The sequence below is a fragment of the Lacticaseibacillus kribbianus genome (assembly GCF_020180945.1).
In the GTDB taxonomy this organism is placed as follows: Bacteria; Bacillota; Bacilli; order Lactobacillales; family Lactobacillaceae; genus Lacticaseibacillus; species Lacticaseibacillus kribbianus.
Genome location: NZ_JAIPUL010000006.1, coordinates 1 through 17221, shown reverse-complemented (window position 1 = coordinate 17221; position 17221 = coordinate 1). Strand labels below are relative to the sequence as shown.

General features: G+C 49.6%; 14 protein-coding genes and 2 pseudogenes. 14 read left to right on the top strand and 2 right to left on the bottom strand.

Going from position 1 to position 17221, the window contains the following annotated elements; all coding sequences use genetic code 11:
* Nucleotides 1-328: 328 nt before the first annotated feature.
* Entirely contained in the window at nucleotides 329-1810 is a 1482-nt protein-coding gene (locus tag LE416_RS12920; protein WP_225049386.1) for a primase C-terminal domain-containing protein, read from the bottom strand.
* 544 nt (nucleotides 1811-2354) lie between these two features.
* Here LE416_RS12920 and LE416_RS12915 point away from each other — a divergent pair.
* The 5 genes from LE416_RS12915 (at nucleotide 2355) to LE416_RS12895 (ending at nucleotide 4579) form a co-directional block, all read left to right on the top strand.
* Nucleotides 2355-3170, top strand: coding sequence for a ParA family protein (locus LE416_RS12915; RefSeq protein WP_003583182.1), 816 nt, complete (start codon nucleotides 2355-2357; stop codon nucleotides 3168-3170).
* Between the two features lies 1 nt (nucleotide 3171).
* Complete coding sequence (locus LE416_RS12910; RefSeq protein ID WP_016383917.1) at nucleotides 3172-3516, top strand: DUF5388 domain-containing protein; 345 nt, start codon at nucleotides 3172-3174, stop codon at nucleotides 3514-3516.
* 201 nt (nucleotides 3517-3717) lie between these two features.
* Nucleotides 3718-4062, top strand: coding sequence for a hypothetical protein (locus tag LE416_RS12905; protein WP_225049385.1), 345 nt, complete (start codon nucleotides 3718-3720; stop codon nucleotides 4060-4062).
* On the top strand, nucleotides 4013-4312 hold the full coding sequence (locus LE416_RS12900) for a hypothetical protein (protein WP_225049384.1): 300 nt from the start codon (nucleotides 4013-4015) through the stop codon (nucleotides 4310-4312). Before LE416_RS12905 ends, LE416_RS12900 begins: the two co-directional genes overlap by 50 nt.
* Nucleotides 4313-4375: 63 nt before the next feature.
* Nucleotides 4376-4579 (top strand): hypothetical protein, encoded by a 204-nt coding sequence (locus tag LE416_RS12895; protein ID WP_225049383.1) that lies wholly within the window; start codon nucleotides 4376-4378, stop codon nucleotides 4577-4579.
* A 712-nt stretch (nucleotides 4580-5291) separates the two neighbouring features.
* Here LE416_RS12895 and LE416_RS12890 read toward each other — a convergent pair.
* Nucleotides 5292-6308, bottom strand: a pseudogene (locus LE416_RS12890) (IS30 family transposase).
* A 356-nt stretch (nucleotides 6309-6664) separates the two neighbouring features.
* On the opposite strand from LE416_RS12890, the gene LE416_RS12885 reads away from it, so the two are divergent.
* From LE416_RS12885 to LE416_RS12845, 9 genes and pseudogenes are all read left to right on the top strand, one after another.
* The gene (locus tag LE416_RS12885; RefSeq protein WP_225049382.1) at nucleotides 6665-7225 is read left to right on the top strand and encodes a restriction endonuclease subunit S domain-containing protein; all 561 of its coding nucleotides are present in this window, start codon (nucleotides 6665-6667) and stop codon (nucleotides 7223-7225) included.
* Nucleotides 7225-10299 (top strand): type I restriction endonuclease subunit R, encoded by a 3075-nt coding sequence (locus LE416_RS12880; RefSeq protein ID WP_225049381.1) that lies wholly within the window; start codon nucleotides 7225-7227, stop codon nucleotides 10297-10299. Before LE416_RS12885 ends, LE416_RS12880 begins: the two co-directional genes overlap by 1 nt.
* Before the next feature lie 34 nt (nucleotides 10300-10333).
* On the top strand, nucleotides 10334-11911 hold the full coding sequence (locus tag LE416_RS12875) for a type I restriction-modification system subunit M (protein ID WP_225049387.1): 1578 nt from the start codon (nucleotides 10334-10336) through the stop codon (nucleotides 11909-11911).
* Nucleotides 11901-13046: a restriction endonuclease subunit S gene (locus LE416_RS12870; protein ID WP_225049380.1), complete on the top strand. Its 1146-nt coding sequence runs from the start codon at nucleotides 11901-11903 to the stop codon at nucleotides 13044-13046. The genes LE416_RS12875 and LE416_RS12870 overlap by 11 nt, the downstream gene beginning before the upstream one ends.
* Before the next feature lie 114 nt (nucleotides 13047-13160).
* Complete coding sequence (locus tag LE416_RS12865) at nucleotides 13161-13829, top strand: Fic family protein (protein WP_225049379.1); 669 nt, start codon at nucleotides 13161-13163, stop codon at nucleotides 13827-13829.
* Between the two features lie 393 nt (nucleotides 13830-14222).
* The gene (locus LE416_RS12860; protein ID WP_225049378.1) at nucleotides 14223-14399 is read left to right on the top strand and encodes a hypothetical protein; all 177 of its coding nucleotides are present in this window, start codon (nucleotides 14223-14225) and stop codon (nucleotides 14397-14399) included.
* A 23-nt stretch (nucleotides 14400-14422) separates the two neighbouring features.
* Nucleotides 14423-14770: a GIY-YIG nuclease family protein gene (locus LE416_RS12855; protein ID WP_225049377.1), complete on the top strand. Its 348-nt coding sequence runs from the start codon at nucleotides 14423-14425 to the stop codon at nucleotides 14768-14770.
* Nucleotides 14760-15899, top strand: a complete 1140-nt coding sequence (locus LE416_RS12850; protein ID WP_225049376.1) for a restriction endonuclease subunit S — start codon at nucleotides 14760-14762, stop codon at nucleotides 15897-15899. The genes LE416_RS12855 and LE416_RS12850 overlap by 11 nt, the downstream gene beginning before the upstream one ends.
* Nucleotides 15900-16116: 217 nt before the next feature.
* Nucleotides 16117-17100 (top strand): annotated as a pseudogene (locus LE416_RS12845) (IS5 family transposase); the annotation flags it as partial.
* Nucleotides 17101-17221: the final 121 nt, after the last annotated feature.

Genomic DNA, 17221 nt, shown 5'->3' with positions numbered 1-17221 from the left:
GGCCGAAGCTCGGCGCGTTCGCCGCATGGCCCAGTAGTCTCTCTAGCACCACAACTTCTATTTGATAACGGCCTGTTCTGGGATTGTCCTCAACGACTGGCTAACTTGTTCTTGCAATTTACGAATGCAGAATTGTCGGTTTTCCTACATTTTATGACCGCCATTTACAATTGCCCACCATAAACACAATCTTCACGTCTTACCCCTCCAAATATTGCTGCTGCAAATCAAAAATAATCAAACCCAGATAGAAACACAGCCACGCTAACAAGAGCCTAGCACGCCAGGGTAGGAACAACCAGCACCTAACGGAGGCACCCAAAATGGCCTAACTAGATATATGTATTGGCGATTGAGACCATTTAATATGCCGCATAACCCCGTCAAAAATCCCTACAATCTGCAAGTTCATCTGCACCGGCTCAGCTTGCGTCACCAACCGTTCTGGCTTATGCTGCGCAGTCCCCTTCTTACTCTGAACATACTGCGCAATCATCCGCGCCGTCGCCAAATAAACCCCACCATTGCGTCCCCGCACCCGGCGAATACTCATCTGCGCACGGTTAGCTAACTCGTTCAGCAGCCGCACTAATGACTGCCGGCTGATGCCAAGCGCCTGCTGCAACTGCAAATAAGTAAACCGCGCATGCCCATGCACGCGGTCAGTCGACCGTTCAGCAAGCCGTAGCAGATCCTGGGCCCACTCTTGCTGATGGGAGTACTGCCGCTGGGCGCGTGGCTTGCGAAAATGCGACCACGCCTGCGCCCCACTCTTAATGATGGTGTCAGGCGCATACCGCTCGCACAGTTCCCGCACGTAGCTCATGTTCGCGCCTTGATAACGCCCAGAATATGCAGAGCGCACGATGGCCCGCACTTCACTGTCACGCAACGGCTGGTGCTGAAAACTGGACCACTGATCGGCGTAGTCGAATGCTTCCGCTTCAGATACGCCAGAAGCATACTGGGCCAGACATAGCGTCAAAAGTGTATTGTTACGCCCGTAACCGCTCCCCTGCGCGCATGGCACCCGAGCCTGAGTCAATGCTTCAAACCACTGTGTATGTACCTGATCAGTGACCCGCTTGGCTGGCGCAGCTTGCTGTCGCCCACCAACTGCCATCGACCATGCTTGCAGCGCAGCAAACGTCGGCCGAGCATCTTCATCAACCTCGACCAGGTTATCGCTCGATGGTAGCCGAAAGAAACCAAAATCATTGGCCCCAGTGTCCGTATAGACATTCTGATTAGCCACCGCAGTCCGAATCGCTTGTGAGACGCGTTTTGCCGAAGCCAAAGCTGGGTATCGCCCATCTTCACTACGCCGGATCCAAACCGGTGCCGCCATCACGTAGTAAGCCTGATAGCCATGCGGAGTCGACAAGATATAGGTTGGCTCAAACAACGCCTCACCTTGCTGAATGGTAAAGCAACTGCTATCAAAATCAGCGTAATCAGGCTTTTCACCGGCAGGATAATCGACATCAACGACAAATGTAGTGATTGCCTTGAGGTTCCTTTCCATGTGCCCGCGAATGGTGCCAAACTTGGGCCCTCGCTGCTCGTAAGTGCCGTAGCGAAAAACATTAGGTGTCCAGTGTGAAGCGCCATCTGCATCCAGTACGGCCTCTTGAGAAGTCATCACGACTCCTTGCGCTGCCCGCAGCAAGTCCTTGCTCCAGCACACAAAAACCGCCCCGTTTTTCCGGGCAGTCCCGTCTGGCACCAACACTGAATGCTTGTAGCGTCGGGTAGATAAGGTTTCGCCTAGAATAGTCTTGATTGCATCGGCTGCATCGGTCTTGCGCATCCTACTCGCTCCCGTTGTTGAGATACAACAAAGGCCCAGTACCGCTTTTGCGTATACTGGGCCCTTGGGCGAAGAGTGTACGCAAAAAGCAGAAAACACCGCGCACCCTTGCCATCGATCCCAAACGGGGTTAAAATGACAATAACTTGATAACTATTTTTGTGGGCGCTACCGATTGCCGTCGGTGGTGTTTTTTTGTGTCTTCATTTACATATCAGTATCTGGGAAACAACGCTATAACGCAATAGCCTAGGGAATCCTGTATTATCGAATACATGTATTCTCAGTGACGCGGAATACAATACTACAAGTATTAATGTATTCTGGAATACTTTAATACAAAGCCAAAGGAACACTGAAGCTTTCAAATAGGGATTCAGATTTACAACCAGATTTTCCACCGATGTCTTCAGACAATGTATTATTGTATTCCGGAATACATGTATTACAGAATACAGTTTGAACTCAATCGCCCAAGTAGCAACACACATGGTATAATCTCCTTGGATGTATTACAGAATACAAAAACGGAGGTACTAACCAAATGACTGCTACTGTCTTATCTTTCGCGAACTTTAAGGGCGGCGTCGGTAAAACTTCAACCACGGCGCTCGTGGCTTGGAGCCTTGCTAAAGCCGGCCACAAAGTCTGCATGATCGACTTTGACCCGCAAGCCAACCTGACCGCGCTGATGATCAAAACCTACGCGAGCCTGCACAATGACATGCCGGCAACCATCAAAACCTCGCTGATGACTGCCATCACCGAAGACAAGCCGCTTAAAGACATCATGATCTCAATCAGCGACAACCTCGACCTAGTGCCGAATGCGGTCGACTTTTCCATCTATGGTAACTTTTTAACTTCCAAGTATCCAACGGAAAAAGAGCAGGTGACCTCGTTCCGGCCGTATGTTGACGCGCTGCGCGACGCTTACGACTTCATCTTCATCGATGTGCCGCCAACGCTTCAGCCAACCAACGATACCGCGTTCTACGCCTGCGATCAGCTGATTGTCGTGCTCCAAACCCAGGAACGCGCGTTAACTGGGGCCGAGCAGTTCGTGAAGTACATGCAGTCCTTCATGATTGACCGCTACAACGCGCCACTCGATATCCTCGGCATCTTGCCAGTGCTGACCGAACGCCGCGCGCCGGTCGATGAAGCGGTGCTACAAGCCGCCATCGACGAATTTGGCACTGAGAACATCTTCGAGCATCACATCCTCATTCAGTCACGCATCAAGCGCTACGATATGACGGGTATCACCGACAACCCGAAGGACATGTGGGATAAGAAGGTTCACAACGCCTACAAAGCCGTCGCCGAAGAAATGATCCAGCGTCTGGAGGCGAACTAGTATGGGAATGCTTGAAAAAAAGCCAGCTCAAAAGACCGGGAAATCGCTCCTGCGCCACACGCCAGGCGGTGTCGAGGTCGAAAACCAGGTCGACCGCGAGTCAATCATTCAAAGCGTCAAGGAAACCGCTGCTCCGAAAAAGAAGCCTGCCGAAAAGACGACTTCAATTCGGATCTCGGTGACAACCCGCAACGCCCTCAATTCGCTGGTGACGCTTGGCGAAGCTGACACTGTGAACACGCTTTTAGATCAGCTTATCACCCAAAAACTGGAGTCACTGCGCCCAGATCAGCAGCGCACTTACGACATCATAAACGGCGTCGCCACCAAGCGCGATAAGGCTTAGGACTTTACTTACGTAAATGTATTATTGTATTAATGTATTCCGGTATTATTGTATTAAAGTATTCTAGTATTATTGTATTCTGTAATGCACAGCTGCCGACATCTCAGTCGGGCGGAGCACCCACAACCAATTTTCAGCAGATAAAGGTTCGCATTCTGATGACGCGCGCCAGTAGGGGACCCCGCCAAGGAGGCAAGCATCATGACATCCCAGCCTGCAAAGTCCATTGCTTCAATGTCCGCACTTGTCACACAACTCAACATGTCAGAGCCAAAAAATTGGCTCTTGGCAGACCTGCCAGCGGAGGCCCAAGCCTATATCGCGCATGACCGGATTTTCTGGTTTGAGGGCCTCGACAAGGGCAACTTCGACCTTGATCAGTTCAAAGACCTGCACACAGCAAACGGTGAATACCATTATGTCTGGATCGAAGTAGGGCAGGACGACAAAATCATCGTCGTCGGCCGGACCAAATTCGACCCGCAGACGTCGGACCGTGGCAATCTCTTTCGGTCGTATCGGGTTCATCTGGATAAGTCGGGCTGATGAAATTGCTCGGCTGCAATACGGTGATGACTATGACGCCGAGGTCACCGACCTCTTTGAGGCGATTGAAACCAAAATCAACGCTTACGTAAAAGGGGCGGTCGTGATTCCGCTAGACGTCGCAACGACGGCCGATGTTCACCAGCTTGAATCGGAGATTGGTGATGCAGTTGTTAGCAAATACGGCGCGTTTAATCCCAACTCACACCACATTGGTAGAGAGACAATCGTGGTTGCTGATAAGGCCTAATAAGCTGTCACAACAATCTCATCGAGCCAAACCATTACAACTCTAGAAAAGGGGCAACCAATCATGGCACAGTATGGTTTAAGTCTGGATAAGCAAAAAGCGATGAGCTGGTCAGAGCTCTTTGACTATTTGCTCAATGAGTATGCTGATGACGCCGATGCAGTCGAGTATATCAAGGGTGAACGCGAGGACTACAAGAGCGTCAAGGAGCCACGCCGGTGGCAGCTTACAGTCGATCTAGTTGTCTCAATGGAGCTATATTACTGAACTAGTAGTGCTCTATGCGGGTTTTCTCTGATTAAATGCTGTGCCAGTCCTCAGAACGGCGACGCTGACGGCAAAACCGTGAAAAGTGTAAATTTGCCCGTATTCACCGCCGCAGCGGCATGTTAAACTGCCCTTGTAAGCAGAAAGTCCTGAAAAAGATAAATCATCAACCATGCGTCAGCCGAGTAGCAGCGGCTGGCGTTTTTTTATTGTCTTCAGAATAATTGGTAATGTGTTGCAGGCTCACCAATGCCGCCGCAAGAATTCGCTACAACGACCCGGATCGCCATTGTATACAACCCAGGACAATGCTGGTATCACGGCACTCTTGCGAAATAAAAACCAATGAGAAATTCAAATCCGGTTTATACCAATTCATCAGGGCACATCGCCGTAGCTACTAATTAGTGTCTGTTCAAAAACGCGTAGTGACTGATACTAGTGATTTTAAAACGTTACTGTCTTATAATAAATGCATACGAAATGTCGGTTTTCGGACATTTCCCATGCATTTATGAAATTCACTCGGAGGTTTTATCCATGGTTTATCGTCAAAGTCCCCACCAACTCTCTTTTGAATCCTTTGGTTGCGGTCTGAGTACACCGCTCAGTCCAAATAATGAGTGGGTGCGCTTAGCCGATATTTTCCCGTGCCTCAATTTTCAAGTCAAGTGCAACGATGATAACGAATCCTTGATAGTGGTCTAGGTTGTTAAGCCATGCGTCGGTAGTAATCGCATGGTCGAAGATAGTTCAGAATACGTCTGGGACGATGGTTCAGTGCTGATTGGACTGCTTGGATCTCAACCAGCGTAACGTCCCTGAGGGACTTTCCCTTCGGGAAGTACTCCCTGAGTAGTCCGTTGGTGTTCTCGTTAGTGCCGCGCTCCCAAGGCGAGTATGGATGAGCAAAATAGATCTGGGTTCCAACGATCTCCGACAGCTTGGCGAACTCGGAACCATTGTCAAATGTGATACTCTCAAACTCCTTGGCACCGTAATCGTTGATCGTGTCCTGCAAGGCTTTAAGGCAGGTGTCCGCATGATAGTCAGGTATCTTAACGATGATTTCAGTTCGGCTGTACCGTTCTGTGAGCGTCATCAGCGCTGGCTCATCAGCCGAACGAATAACCTTTGACCAAGTCGCCTTCCCAATGTCCCACGCCTGTACGGTCATTCACGGCCGCAGGATGCAGCTCGATTGAGTCGCCGTATATCTTCTTGTTCTTGCGTTTGTGGGCGTTCTTATAACCTTTGACGCGGCGTCGGAGCTTCTTGGGGAGTATCATGTTGTCTAGTTCAAGCAGCCCGGCATCGATGTAGCGGTACACGGTAGTCGTTGAAGGGCAAGACTTACCCTGGTCGCGATAGAAGTGTACGAAACTATCAACGCTGTGCACGCGAGGCTTGCGGGTAAGCTCCTTGGTGAGAGCTTTGAAGAACGCACGGCCGGTTTTGAGAAAAGCGTGGTGTCCGGTTCTGTCGCGTTTGCGGTCGTGTATGGCTTGGGCAGTTTCCGCAAGATAGACTTGATGCGAGTGACGCTTCGAGTCGAGCTGAGTTACAGATCCACGCGTGATTTCCCGTGAGATTGTCGCTTTACTGCGATGAAGCTTCTGTGCAATCACGGTCGCGGTGTCACCAGTAGCCGAAGGGCCTGAATTGTAGCACGGTCGCTAAGACTGAGTTGTTGGTAGTGCTTGTGAGTGTTAATCTGAGAGTGGGTCATGAAGATTCCTGCTTTCTTGTCTGGTTGCACTAACAAGAATAGGTCTTCATGGCCTTTTTGGTCTAGTCGCTAAGGTGTTGCACTTGAATTGTAAACTGGGGACGTGAAAAAAGTTGGCGGTTTGGTTCCAGGGCTTTGAGGTCGGCAGCTGGCGGCAAGCCAGTTCTTGCTTATATAGGGAGAGTTTAAGTGCAGAGGCGGGCCCAGGCGGCCTTTTTCCTCCCTGGTTTATTCGTAATTTTGTACTACGAACATAAAAAAATGAACTAAATTTCAATAATATGTTGACAATTTGTTAGGCGTATAGTATTCTGTTTGCGTTTAGTAATTAGTGAGTACGAACAAGGAGGTAGACCATGAGCTATAAAAATCAGAAGTTGGGGAACCTGATTGAGCTGGGATCAGGGTTGCCGGTCAACCGGCTACGTGGTTTTGGCGAGTTTGACGACGTTGATGGCAAGTATCAGGTTTATAGCACGCGGGATTCGGATGTGCAGTACCTCAAGACGGACGAGACGCTTCCGACTGTGAAACTTGGTCAGGTGGTGATTGCGCTAGTGCCGCAGACGGCGATGCCGGTGCCGGAGTCGAAGCGGCCGTTGACGTTGAACACGAACTACTTGTCGGGGACGCTCAGTGAGTCGCTGCTGCCGGAGTATTTTGCTTGGTGGTTCAACGAGAGCGAGGAAGCGCAGCGGCAAAAGGCTATGAGTGAACAGGGCAGCGCGCTTGTTCGGTTGTCGCTGGGGACGCTGAGGGATATGAAGATGACGGTGCCGCCGCTTAAGGTGCAGCAGGCAATTGGGCGGATGTACATTGTGTCGTTGGAGCTCGCGAAGTTGTATGCGAAGCGGAGTGAATTGCGGCATGCGATGACGAATGCAGTGTTGAATGCGAAGTTACAGGAGGGGGCGTGATGTTGAAGTCGGAGTTACGGTTTGAAGATGAATTTCTTTCGTTTGCGCAACATATTGGCGGGACGAAGCAGTGGGAGTATCGCCCGGATATCAAGAATACGGAGCAATTGTGGGCCAACTTCCGCGATATTTTGGCGCTACATAACCCGCAGATTGACCCGGCGTTAACGGATGGCGAGTTTGCGCAGGTGCAGCAGATTATTTCCGATCTGGACACGCCTTACCTCGCGGGCAAGTTTTTGTACGGGTTGGGCGGCAAGTCCCAGATTCAGATTACGCGCGATGACGGGACGACGCCGTTCCTGACCGTGTTTGACCAGAAGCAGGTCGGCGCTGGGGACACGATTTATCAAGTCGTCAACCAGATTGAGCGCGACCCCGTGATTCCCGGGAAGCAGCACCGGCGTTTTGATGTGACGTTCCTGGTGAACGGGCTGCCGCTGATTCAGGTCGAAGAGAAGTTGAAGAGCGCCAAGGAAGCGCTGAACCAGATGCAGCAGTACATTGCCGAGCGGCAGTACACGGATATTTTTTCAACGTTGCAGATTCTGGTGGGCATGACGCCGCACGATATTCGCTACATGGCGAACACGACGCTGGAGCAATTCAATACGGATTTTGCCTTCAACTGGCAGGATGACGACAACAATGTCGTCATGGACTGGAAGCAGTTCGCCAATCTGTTTTTGAACATTCCGATGGCGCATTACATGGCCACTACTTACATGATTTTGGACGGGACGCCGGGGCGTGAAGCGGTGAAGGTCATGCGTCCTTATCAGATGTATGCGACCAAGCGCGTCGTTGAGGCGGTCAAGCAGTACGACTTCTCATTTGGCAAGCAGGAGCTCGGTTATGTGTGGCACACGACGGGTTCCGGGAAGACGATTAGCTCTTTCAAGGCAGCGTGGTTGCTGCAGCGGCTGCCAAACGTCGATGCCGTGATTTTCATGGTCGACCGGGTCGCGCTGACAAACCAGACCGCAGAAAGTTATGCTGCGTATGATCCGGATTCGAGTGACGAAGGAAAGGGCGGCGTTGTCTCGGACACGGCGAACACGGATGTGCTGAGGCGCCGCGTTCGGGCCGCCAAGGGTATTACCGTCACGTCAATTCAGAAGATGGACGGGTTGGTGCGTGGCGGGAATTTCAAGGCGCCTGACAAGCATTACGTGTTCATTGTAGACGAGGCGCACAGGTCTGTGGCCGGGAAGATGATGAAGCGGATTAAGAAGGCTTTTCCGCAGTCCGGGTGGATCGGCTACACGGGGACACCTAGTTTCGACGATGAAGAGATTACTACCGAGGAGATTTTCGGTATACCGCTACATACCTACACCATCAAGGACGCGATTAAGGACCGCAACGTATTAGGGTTCTCGGTCGATTTTGAGACGACGATTCCCAAGCAGGAGCTGGAAGATCATTACCTGCCGAAGTTCTATAAGCAGTCCTTCCCAGAGTGGACCGAGGCCGATATTGCGCATCGCATCTCACAGATGAGTCCGGAAGATATGGACGACATGATTAAGCCAGGGGTGTACGACAACAACCCGAAGCACGTCGAGCTGGTGGTGAAGGATGTGCTGGATCACTGGCGCAACCGTTCTCAGGACTACCGCTACAGCGCGTTATTTACGACCCACGTCGGCGGAAACCAGGCGTCGACGCCGATGGCCATGATGTATTATGACGAGTTTAAAAAGCAAATTGCGCAGCGCGGCATGCCGCTACGGATTGCGGTGACATTTTCGTCAGACAGCTCCAACGGCGACAATATGCTGGCGACGAACAGCGCGCTGTCGCGAGTGATGGCGGATTACAGCAAGGAGTTCGGCGGTTCGTACGATTCCGCCAACGTGCGCGAGTATGCGGAGAACGTTGTGGCGCGGCTGCGGCGGACGGTGAAGGATCAGCAGTATCTGGATTTGGTGATTGTGGTCGATCAGCTGCTCACTGGATTTGACGCGCCGATGCTGAACACGTTGTATGTTGACCGGGTGCTGCGCGGGAAAAACTTGATTCAGGCGTACTCACGAACGAACCGCATCGAGAACAATATGTACAAAGAGTACGGCAATATTGTGTCATACCGGTGGCCGAATCAGAGCGAGAAGTTTATGAATGAGGCGCTGGCAAAATATTCTGACCGCAATTCCGCAAACGTCCAGACCGTGATTGACGGCATGGAAGACGATGGGGTTTTGGCCAAGCCGTACGAGAAGCTGGTCGAAGAAACCGCCACTTTGGTTAAGGAAATTAAGTCGCTCACGAAGGAAGTCACAGAGATCCCAGGCAGCGAGCTGGCACAGGCTGAGTTGCTGGAGAAGCTGCAGAAATACAGTGGACTCGTGAGTCAGATGAAGACGCGCAAGGAGTACGATTACAACCACCCAGAGAAACTTCTGGACGATATCGGTTTGACCGAGGACCAGGAAGGCAAGCTGATGGGGCCTATCGCAAGCGGATTACGTGATCGGGTGGCCAAAGACCATGATGTCGAGGCGTATGACGTCGATTTGACCTTGATACACGTGAAGGACGTCGAAGTGAAGTACGACTACCTCATGGAGCTGCTGGCAGAACTGGCGAACGCCGTGCACGAAGGCGACAGCGACAAGGCCCAGTTGAAGTACGAAGAGGTGGAGACGCAGGCGTCGCAGATGGATGACCGCAAGCACGGTGAAGATGTAAGACGTGCGGCTAAGCGCCTGTTGAGCGGTGAACTGGCGGCGGATAAGTACCCGGTCAGCGCGGATTCGATGGATGACTTGGTGCAGCACAACAACGAGGTAACGTTACAGGCTGAGTTGGCCGATTTTATTAAGAAGTGGGGCCTGTTGAACACGACCGCAGATGATTTTTACGCGCTGATTCATCCGCATGTCAAGGGCGCAGATGATATGGATAATGAGCGTCAGCTAACCGATGTGATTCGCGCGAACCAAGACGTTTACGCCAAGATGTCGAGCGACCCGAAGATTCAGGCGCTCAAGAAGATACAGTTCCGGAAACAGGTACGCGAGGCTATTAAGAAGTTCGCGGATCGGCTTGTCGACACTTACGATTTATAAGATGGAGGAGAATTGAACCATGACAGAAGAAGCAATGACCGTTAACCAAGTTGAGACGAAGATGTGGGCAATGGCGAATGAACTGCGCGGCAACATGAGCCCGTCGGAGTTCCAGACGTACATTTTGAGCTTTATGTTTTATCAGTACCTATCGAGTCACCAGGAAAGCTACCTGATTGACCAGGATCTGCTGGATATCCAGGACGGCGAGGACCCGAACGCCGCGTTCCTGCGTGTGCCAGTCGACGAGATTGAGGACTACTTGCAAGATATCGCCGCCGTGCTCGGCTACGCGATTCGGCCAGAATTTACCTGGAAGACGCTGATTAATAAGATTGAGAATCACGCGCTGCGGGCTTCCGATTTTCAGGATGTGTTCAACGATTTTGAGAAGAACGCCGAAATTAATCCAGAAGCGACGGCTGATTTCCGCGGGATTTTCAACGACATGAACCTCACCAACTCTCGGTTGGGGACGACTACCGACGCGCGCGCCAAGGCGCTTGCCGGAATCATGCAGATGGTGCAGGAAGTTAGGCTGAACGACGCTGGCGGCCGCGATGTGCTCGGGAGCGTGTACGAGTACCTGATTGGGCAGTTCGCGGCGGACAGCGGCAAGAAGGCCGGTGAATTTTACACGCCACACCAGGTCTCACAGGTTTTGGCGCGGATTGTCACTTTGGGTGCGAAGACAGACCGGCCATTCCGGGTTTATGACCCCACAATGGGCTCCGGGTCGCTGCTTCTGACCGTGCAGAACGAACTGAACGGCGGCAGCGTGCACTTCAGTGGCCAAGAGCTGAACACGACAACCTACAACCTTTCCCGGATGAATCTGATGATGCACGGGGTCGATTACCAGAATATGCAGCTGCATAACGCCGACACACTTGAATCTGACTGGCCGAGCCAGGAGACGAACGGGGTGTCGCGGCCTGAGATGTTCGACGCAGTGGTCGCAAACCCACCGTATTCCGCTAACTGGGATAACGATGACCGGAAGTTGAAGGATCCGCGTTTTGAACCTTATGGCAAGCTGGCACCTAAGACTAAGGCGGATTACGCGTTTGTGCTGCACGCACTTTATCACTTGGACAAGGATGGCACGGCCGCAATTGTTTTGCCGCATGGGGTGCTGTTCCGTGGTGCTGCGGAAGGCGCCATCCGCAAGGCGATTATCGACAAGAACCAGCTGGATGCCGTTATCGGGCTGCCTGCAAACCTGTTCTACAGCACCTCGATTCCAACGATTGTGCTTGTGCTCAAGAAGAACCGGACACGTAAGGATATTTTGTTCATCGACGCATCGCAAGGGTTTGAGAAGGTCAAGAAGCAGAATTTCTTGCGTAACGAGGATATCGATAAGATTGTCGAGACCTACAAGGCGCGTGAAGATGTCGATAAGTATGCACATGTCGCAGACCTCGACGAAATCAAGGCGAACGACTACAACCTCAACATTCCGCGCTACGTCGACACGTTCGAAGAAGAGGCGCCGATTGATATCGCTGCGGTGAAGCAGGAGATTAAGGATGTCGATGCTGAGATTGCGAAGCTCGAAGCTGAGTTTGCGGCGATGGAAGCAGAGCTGGTGATGACTGATGGGGAATAAGGAGGAGAAGCTGCAGCCGCGGATGCGGTTTAGGGGATTTACTGACGCTTGGGAAAAGCGTCCTATCAAGAAAATCGCTAGCGTGAACGGTGGCAAGGACTACAAGCACCTTAACAAGGGTGACATTCCAGTCTATGGAACTGGCGGATACATGCTAAGTGTCGACCAGGCTTTATCTCAGGAAGACGGCATTGGCATTGGGCGAAAAGGTACAATTAACTCCCCCTACATTCTAAGAGCTCCATACTGGACCGTAGATACGTTGTTCTATGTGATACCTAAGGGGACACAAGATATAAATTTTCTGTATGCAATTTTTCAACGAGTTAACTGGAAGAAATACGACGAGTCTACCGGTGTACCATCATTGTCGAAACAAACAATCAATGCCGTGGAAGTTACAACTCCTACTCAAGCTGAACAAGAATTGATTGGAACGATGTTTAAGCAACTTGATAATCTCATCGCAGTCAACCAGCGTAGAACCGATAATCTTCAAAAGTTGAAGAAGGCATTATTGCAACGAATGTTCGTGTCTGGCGATAACGGAATTCCTGCTGTTCGCTTCACTGGTTTCACTGACGTTTGGGAAAAGCGGAAGCTGGGGACGCAATACAAAAAGGTCATTGAGAAGAACGATTTGTCGTTCAGCACAGACAAGATTATCTCGGTAGCTAACATGTATTTCAAAGCTGACGAATCTAAATCAGATGAAAGCTATATGAAAACTTACAATGTGTTCCGTAAAGGTGATATTGCCTTCGAAGGCAATAAGAGCAAGAATTTCTCTTATGGCCGCTTTGTAGAGAACGATATTGGAGACGGAATTATTTCCCATGTTTTCGATGTTTTTCGTCCGACTGTTGAATTTGACTTGAATTACTGGAAATACGCAATTCACTACGAACCCATAATGGGAAGACTTTTGATGAGGTCTACAACAAAGGCTACCATGATGAATAGTTTAGTTTCCAAGGACTTCTTGAAACAAGAGTTAGCTATTCCTAATCTAGAAGAACAAGTCAAAATTGGTACCTTCTTCGCTCACTTTGACAACCTCATCGCAGTCAACCAGCGTAAAGTTGAGTTGCTAAAGAAATTGAAGCAAAGCTATCTCCAAAAGATGTTTGTTTAGTTCGGGTTTTGGCCTACCACCCACGATTTCGTTCTGCTGTTTGGGCGTAGTTGCTTAACCGCCAGAAGAATTATCACTCTAAAATAATCCTGTGATTGATATGTGAGGTGCCTAATGGAAGATAAGTTCAAATTAACGCCGGAAGACGAGCAACTTCTATTTGAGAAGAATCTCGATGGCCTGATTTACAGTGCTGGGAAGTTCGAGAACCTCCCGACCACCAGACTGGACACGAAGAGCATTATCGAGAATCTGGCGGTGGAAGGGGTCAAGCCGCGAGACGTTGAGATCATCCTCAATATGAAGCACGCGTTCGCTTATGTGCAAGCGGTTAAGGCGCAAACGCCTGCGAGCCTGGCAGAGATTAAGCGAATCAATCAGCTGGTTCAAGGCGGTACCGCCAGTGACGCGGGGGAGCTACGCCGGCGAGATGTGTTCATTCCCTTGAGTGGTGAAGACTATGTACCTGCTGTCCCAGATGTTAAGGAGGTCGCAGAACAGCTGAACGCGTTAGCAAAACGGGCCACCAGTGCAACGGCGCTGGCGATTGAGAGCATGCTTTACCTCTCCAAACATCAGCTGTTTAGTGATGGCAATAAGCGAACAGCGCTAATCTACGCGAACTTGATTATGTATCGCAACAACTGCGGCATTATCGCCATTCCGGACACGAAAATGCACTGGTACCTCAGCCTGTTGACTAAGTATTATCTAACTGGCAACCGCGCTGTTGAGCGTTGGTTGTACGATAATGCGGTTTTTGGACTGACAGCCGGCGATTAGATAAACTGTGAAGGAGGCGGCGCAAATGCTTGAGAGTAAACTGGGACTGACCAATGTGGCCGAGTTGCGCAAGCAAGAGGGGGATTCTAACAAGGAGCCGGGCAAAGCAGATGTTTGAAACCGGTATCTTGGATGAATTTGAGGTAGGAACTTTTAAGGATCTCGCGAAAATTCATCAATTCTTGTTTCAAGACGTCTATGAATTCGCTGGTGTATGTCGACAAGGAGCCACAGACTGATTTTGATCAGATTATCGAGAAGTACACCGACATGAATATCGCTTACCCGTTCTGCGAAGATAACGGGCGCCCCCCGCATCTGACTGGATATGATGTTGAAACGAGGTAGTGGTAAAATTTGTGAATTGGAATTGAATCGACAAGAGCGATTAGTATGAATGCGGTGATTCGCAGTCATGTGAGTTCCGGGGAACTGAAGTACGTAGTTCTCAATGCGCTGACGGGCGATTTTTCCAAGGAGGCCTTCTTCAAAGGAATTGACGCGTCTTATGACTACGAGGGCTACTTCGAGTTTTGGACTGATGACTTGGAAAACGATGACGCGCAGTAAGACTGGATTGGGAGTTGGCAGCAATGGCGACGGCGAAGATTATTGAATTATTGTTGGAGGATGGGACACTAGACGGCCTACTAACGGTACAAGACAGTAGTTGGAATGGTACGATGTTCGTCTCCCCGCGAGATAGCATCAATCAGCTGTTTCAGAAAAAAGAGACCGCCTATTGGGGCGTCTACCTATTGCTCTCAGATGATGGGGTCTACATTGGCCAAGCCTCTGAATTGCAAACGCGGCTTAGGCAGCACGACAAGGTGAAGGATTTCTGGAGCAGGTGCGTGCTTTTTACGACCAAGGATGATTCGCTGAATCGCAGTGGTATTGACTACATTGAAGCAGAGCTGGTGATGACTGATGGGGAATAAGGAGGAGAAGCTGCAGCCGCGGATGCGGTTTAGGGGATTTACTGACGCTTGGGAAAAGCGTCCTATCAAGAAAATCGCTAGCGTGAACGGTGGCAAGGACTACAAGCACCTTAACAAGGGTGACATTCCAGTCTATGGAACTGGCGGATACATGCTAAGTGTCGACCAGGCTTTATCTCAGGAAGACGGCATTGGCATTGGGCGAAAAGGTACAATTAACTCCCCCTACATTCTAAGAGCTCCATACTGGACCGTAGATACGTTGTTCTATGTGATACCTAAGGGGACACAAGATATAAATTTTCTGTATGCAATTTTTCAACGAGTTAACTGGAAGAAATACGACGAGTCTACCGGTGTACCATCATTGTCGAAACAAACAATCAATGCCGTGGAAGTTACAACTCCTACTCAAGCTGAACAAGAATTGATTGGAACGATGTTTAAGCAACTTGATAATCTCATCGCAGTCAACCAGCGTAAGTTAGATTTACTCAAGGAACAGAAAAAAGGTTACTTGCAAAAAATGTTCCCTAAAAATGGGGCCAAAGTTCCTGAATTGCGATTTGCAGGGTTTGCTGACGCTTGGGAAGAGCGTAAGTTGGGCGATTTGGGGTCAGTTGCGATGAATAAGCGCATCTTCAAAGAGCAAACAAGCGATGTAGGCGATATTCCGTTTTATAAAATCGGTACGTTTGGTGGAACACCAGACGCCTTTATATCTCGTGATATTTTTGAAGAATATAAGTCAAAGTATCAATACCCGGAAGTAGGCGACATACTAATTTCAGCATCTGGTAGTATTGGCCGAACTGTTGTGTATCGAGGAGATGACGAATATTTTCAAGACTCCAACATTGTTTGGCTAAAGCATGATCAACAGCTAGATAATTCATTTTTGAAACAATTTTACTCGATCGTAAAATGGCAAGGACTTGAAGGAAGTACCATCAAGCGACTATACAACAAAAATATTTTGGAAACAAAAATTACGTTACCTTCGCCGGAAGAACAAGCTCAGTTGGGTTCATTCTTCAAGCAGTTAGACAACACTATCGCTCTTCATCAACGTAAGTTAGATTTGTTGAAAGAACAGAAAAAAGGCTTTTTACAAAATATGTTTGTATAGGGGCTATAATTAACAAATAACCCCTCAAAAACATTTAAAGAATAGCCCCCAATATCTATAATGTAGATATTGGGGGCTATTTTAGTGACTGTTCAAAAACACGTAGTGACTGATACTAGTGATTTTAAGACGTTACTGTCTTATAATAAATGCATACGAAATTTCGGTTTTCGGACATTTCCCATGCATTTATGAAATTCACTCGGAGGTTTTATCCATGGTTTATCGTCAAAGTCCCCACCAGCTCTCTTTTGAATCCTTTGGTTGCGGTCTGAGTACACCGCTCAGTCCAAATAATGAGTGGGTGCGCTTAGCCGATATTTTTCCGTGGAAAGAACTCGATGAGGCATACCAATTGGAGTTTTCCAAGAAAAGTACTGGGCGCGCGGCTAAACCATTTCGGATGCTTTATGGCGCTGGACTGATTCAGAATCGAATGAAACTAACCGATCGCGGTGTGGTCGACGCAATTCGAGATACGCCGGCTTATCAGTATTTCATCGGGCTCTCGGAATATCGTGCAGAGAAGCCCTTCGCATACACCAGCTTGTGTACCTTCCGTAAACGGATTGCGGATATCTCTGAACTGGTCAGAAACATTATCAATGATTGGCTTCGTGCCAAGATCGAAGCCTTGGTGCCATTCAAGGTTGACGTGATGATCACGGATGCCACAGCGATTCCGGTGAAGATCCGCTATCCCCAAGATACCTCGCTGCTCAATCAAGCCCGTAAGAATCTTGAAGACATGGCCATTGACATGGCGCATCAACTGAATGTCCCTAATCCACGCATGTATAAGCGTGAAGCCAAACAAGTTTGGACGGCTTTCTCACGCCATCCAAAGAGCCAAAAGCGATCCGTTCACAAGCAAGTTAAAGCGCAACTTCAATACGTCCGTCGCGACTTGCGCTACATCAATGAATTCATTGATGCAGGGGCAATCTTACCCGCCAAACAAGCAGTACGCTTGGGTGTCATCCGAATCTTGTTTGACCAACAATGGTATATGTTTGAACACAAGATTCACCATGTCGCAGACCGGATTGTTAGTCTCCAACAGCCTTATATTCGACCGCTCCAGCGTGGTAAGGCGAAAGCCAAAGTTGAGTTTGGGGTCAAGATTGACGCATCGTTAAGTGAGGGCATCGTTGATATTGAGCGTTTCGAATTCAGGGCTTTCAATGAGAGTAAAGACTTCCCCAGTTTACAATTCAAGTGCAACACCCTGACGACTAGACCAAAAAGGCCATGAAGACCTATTCTTGTTAGTACTAGCTAAACAAGAAAGCAGGAATCTTCATGACCCACTCTCAGACTAA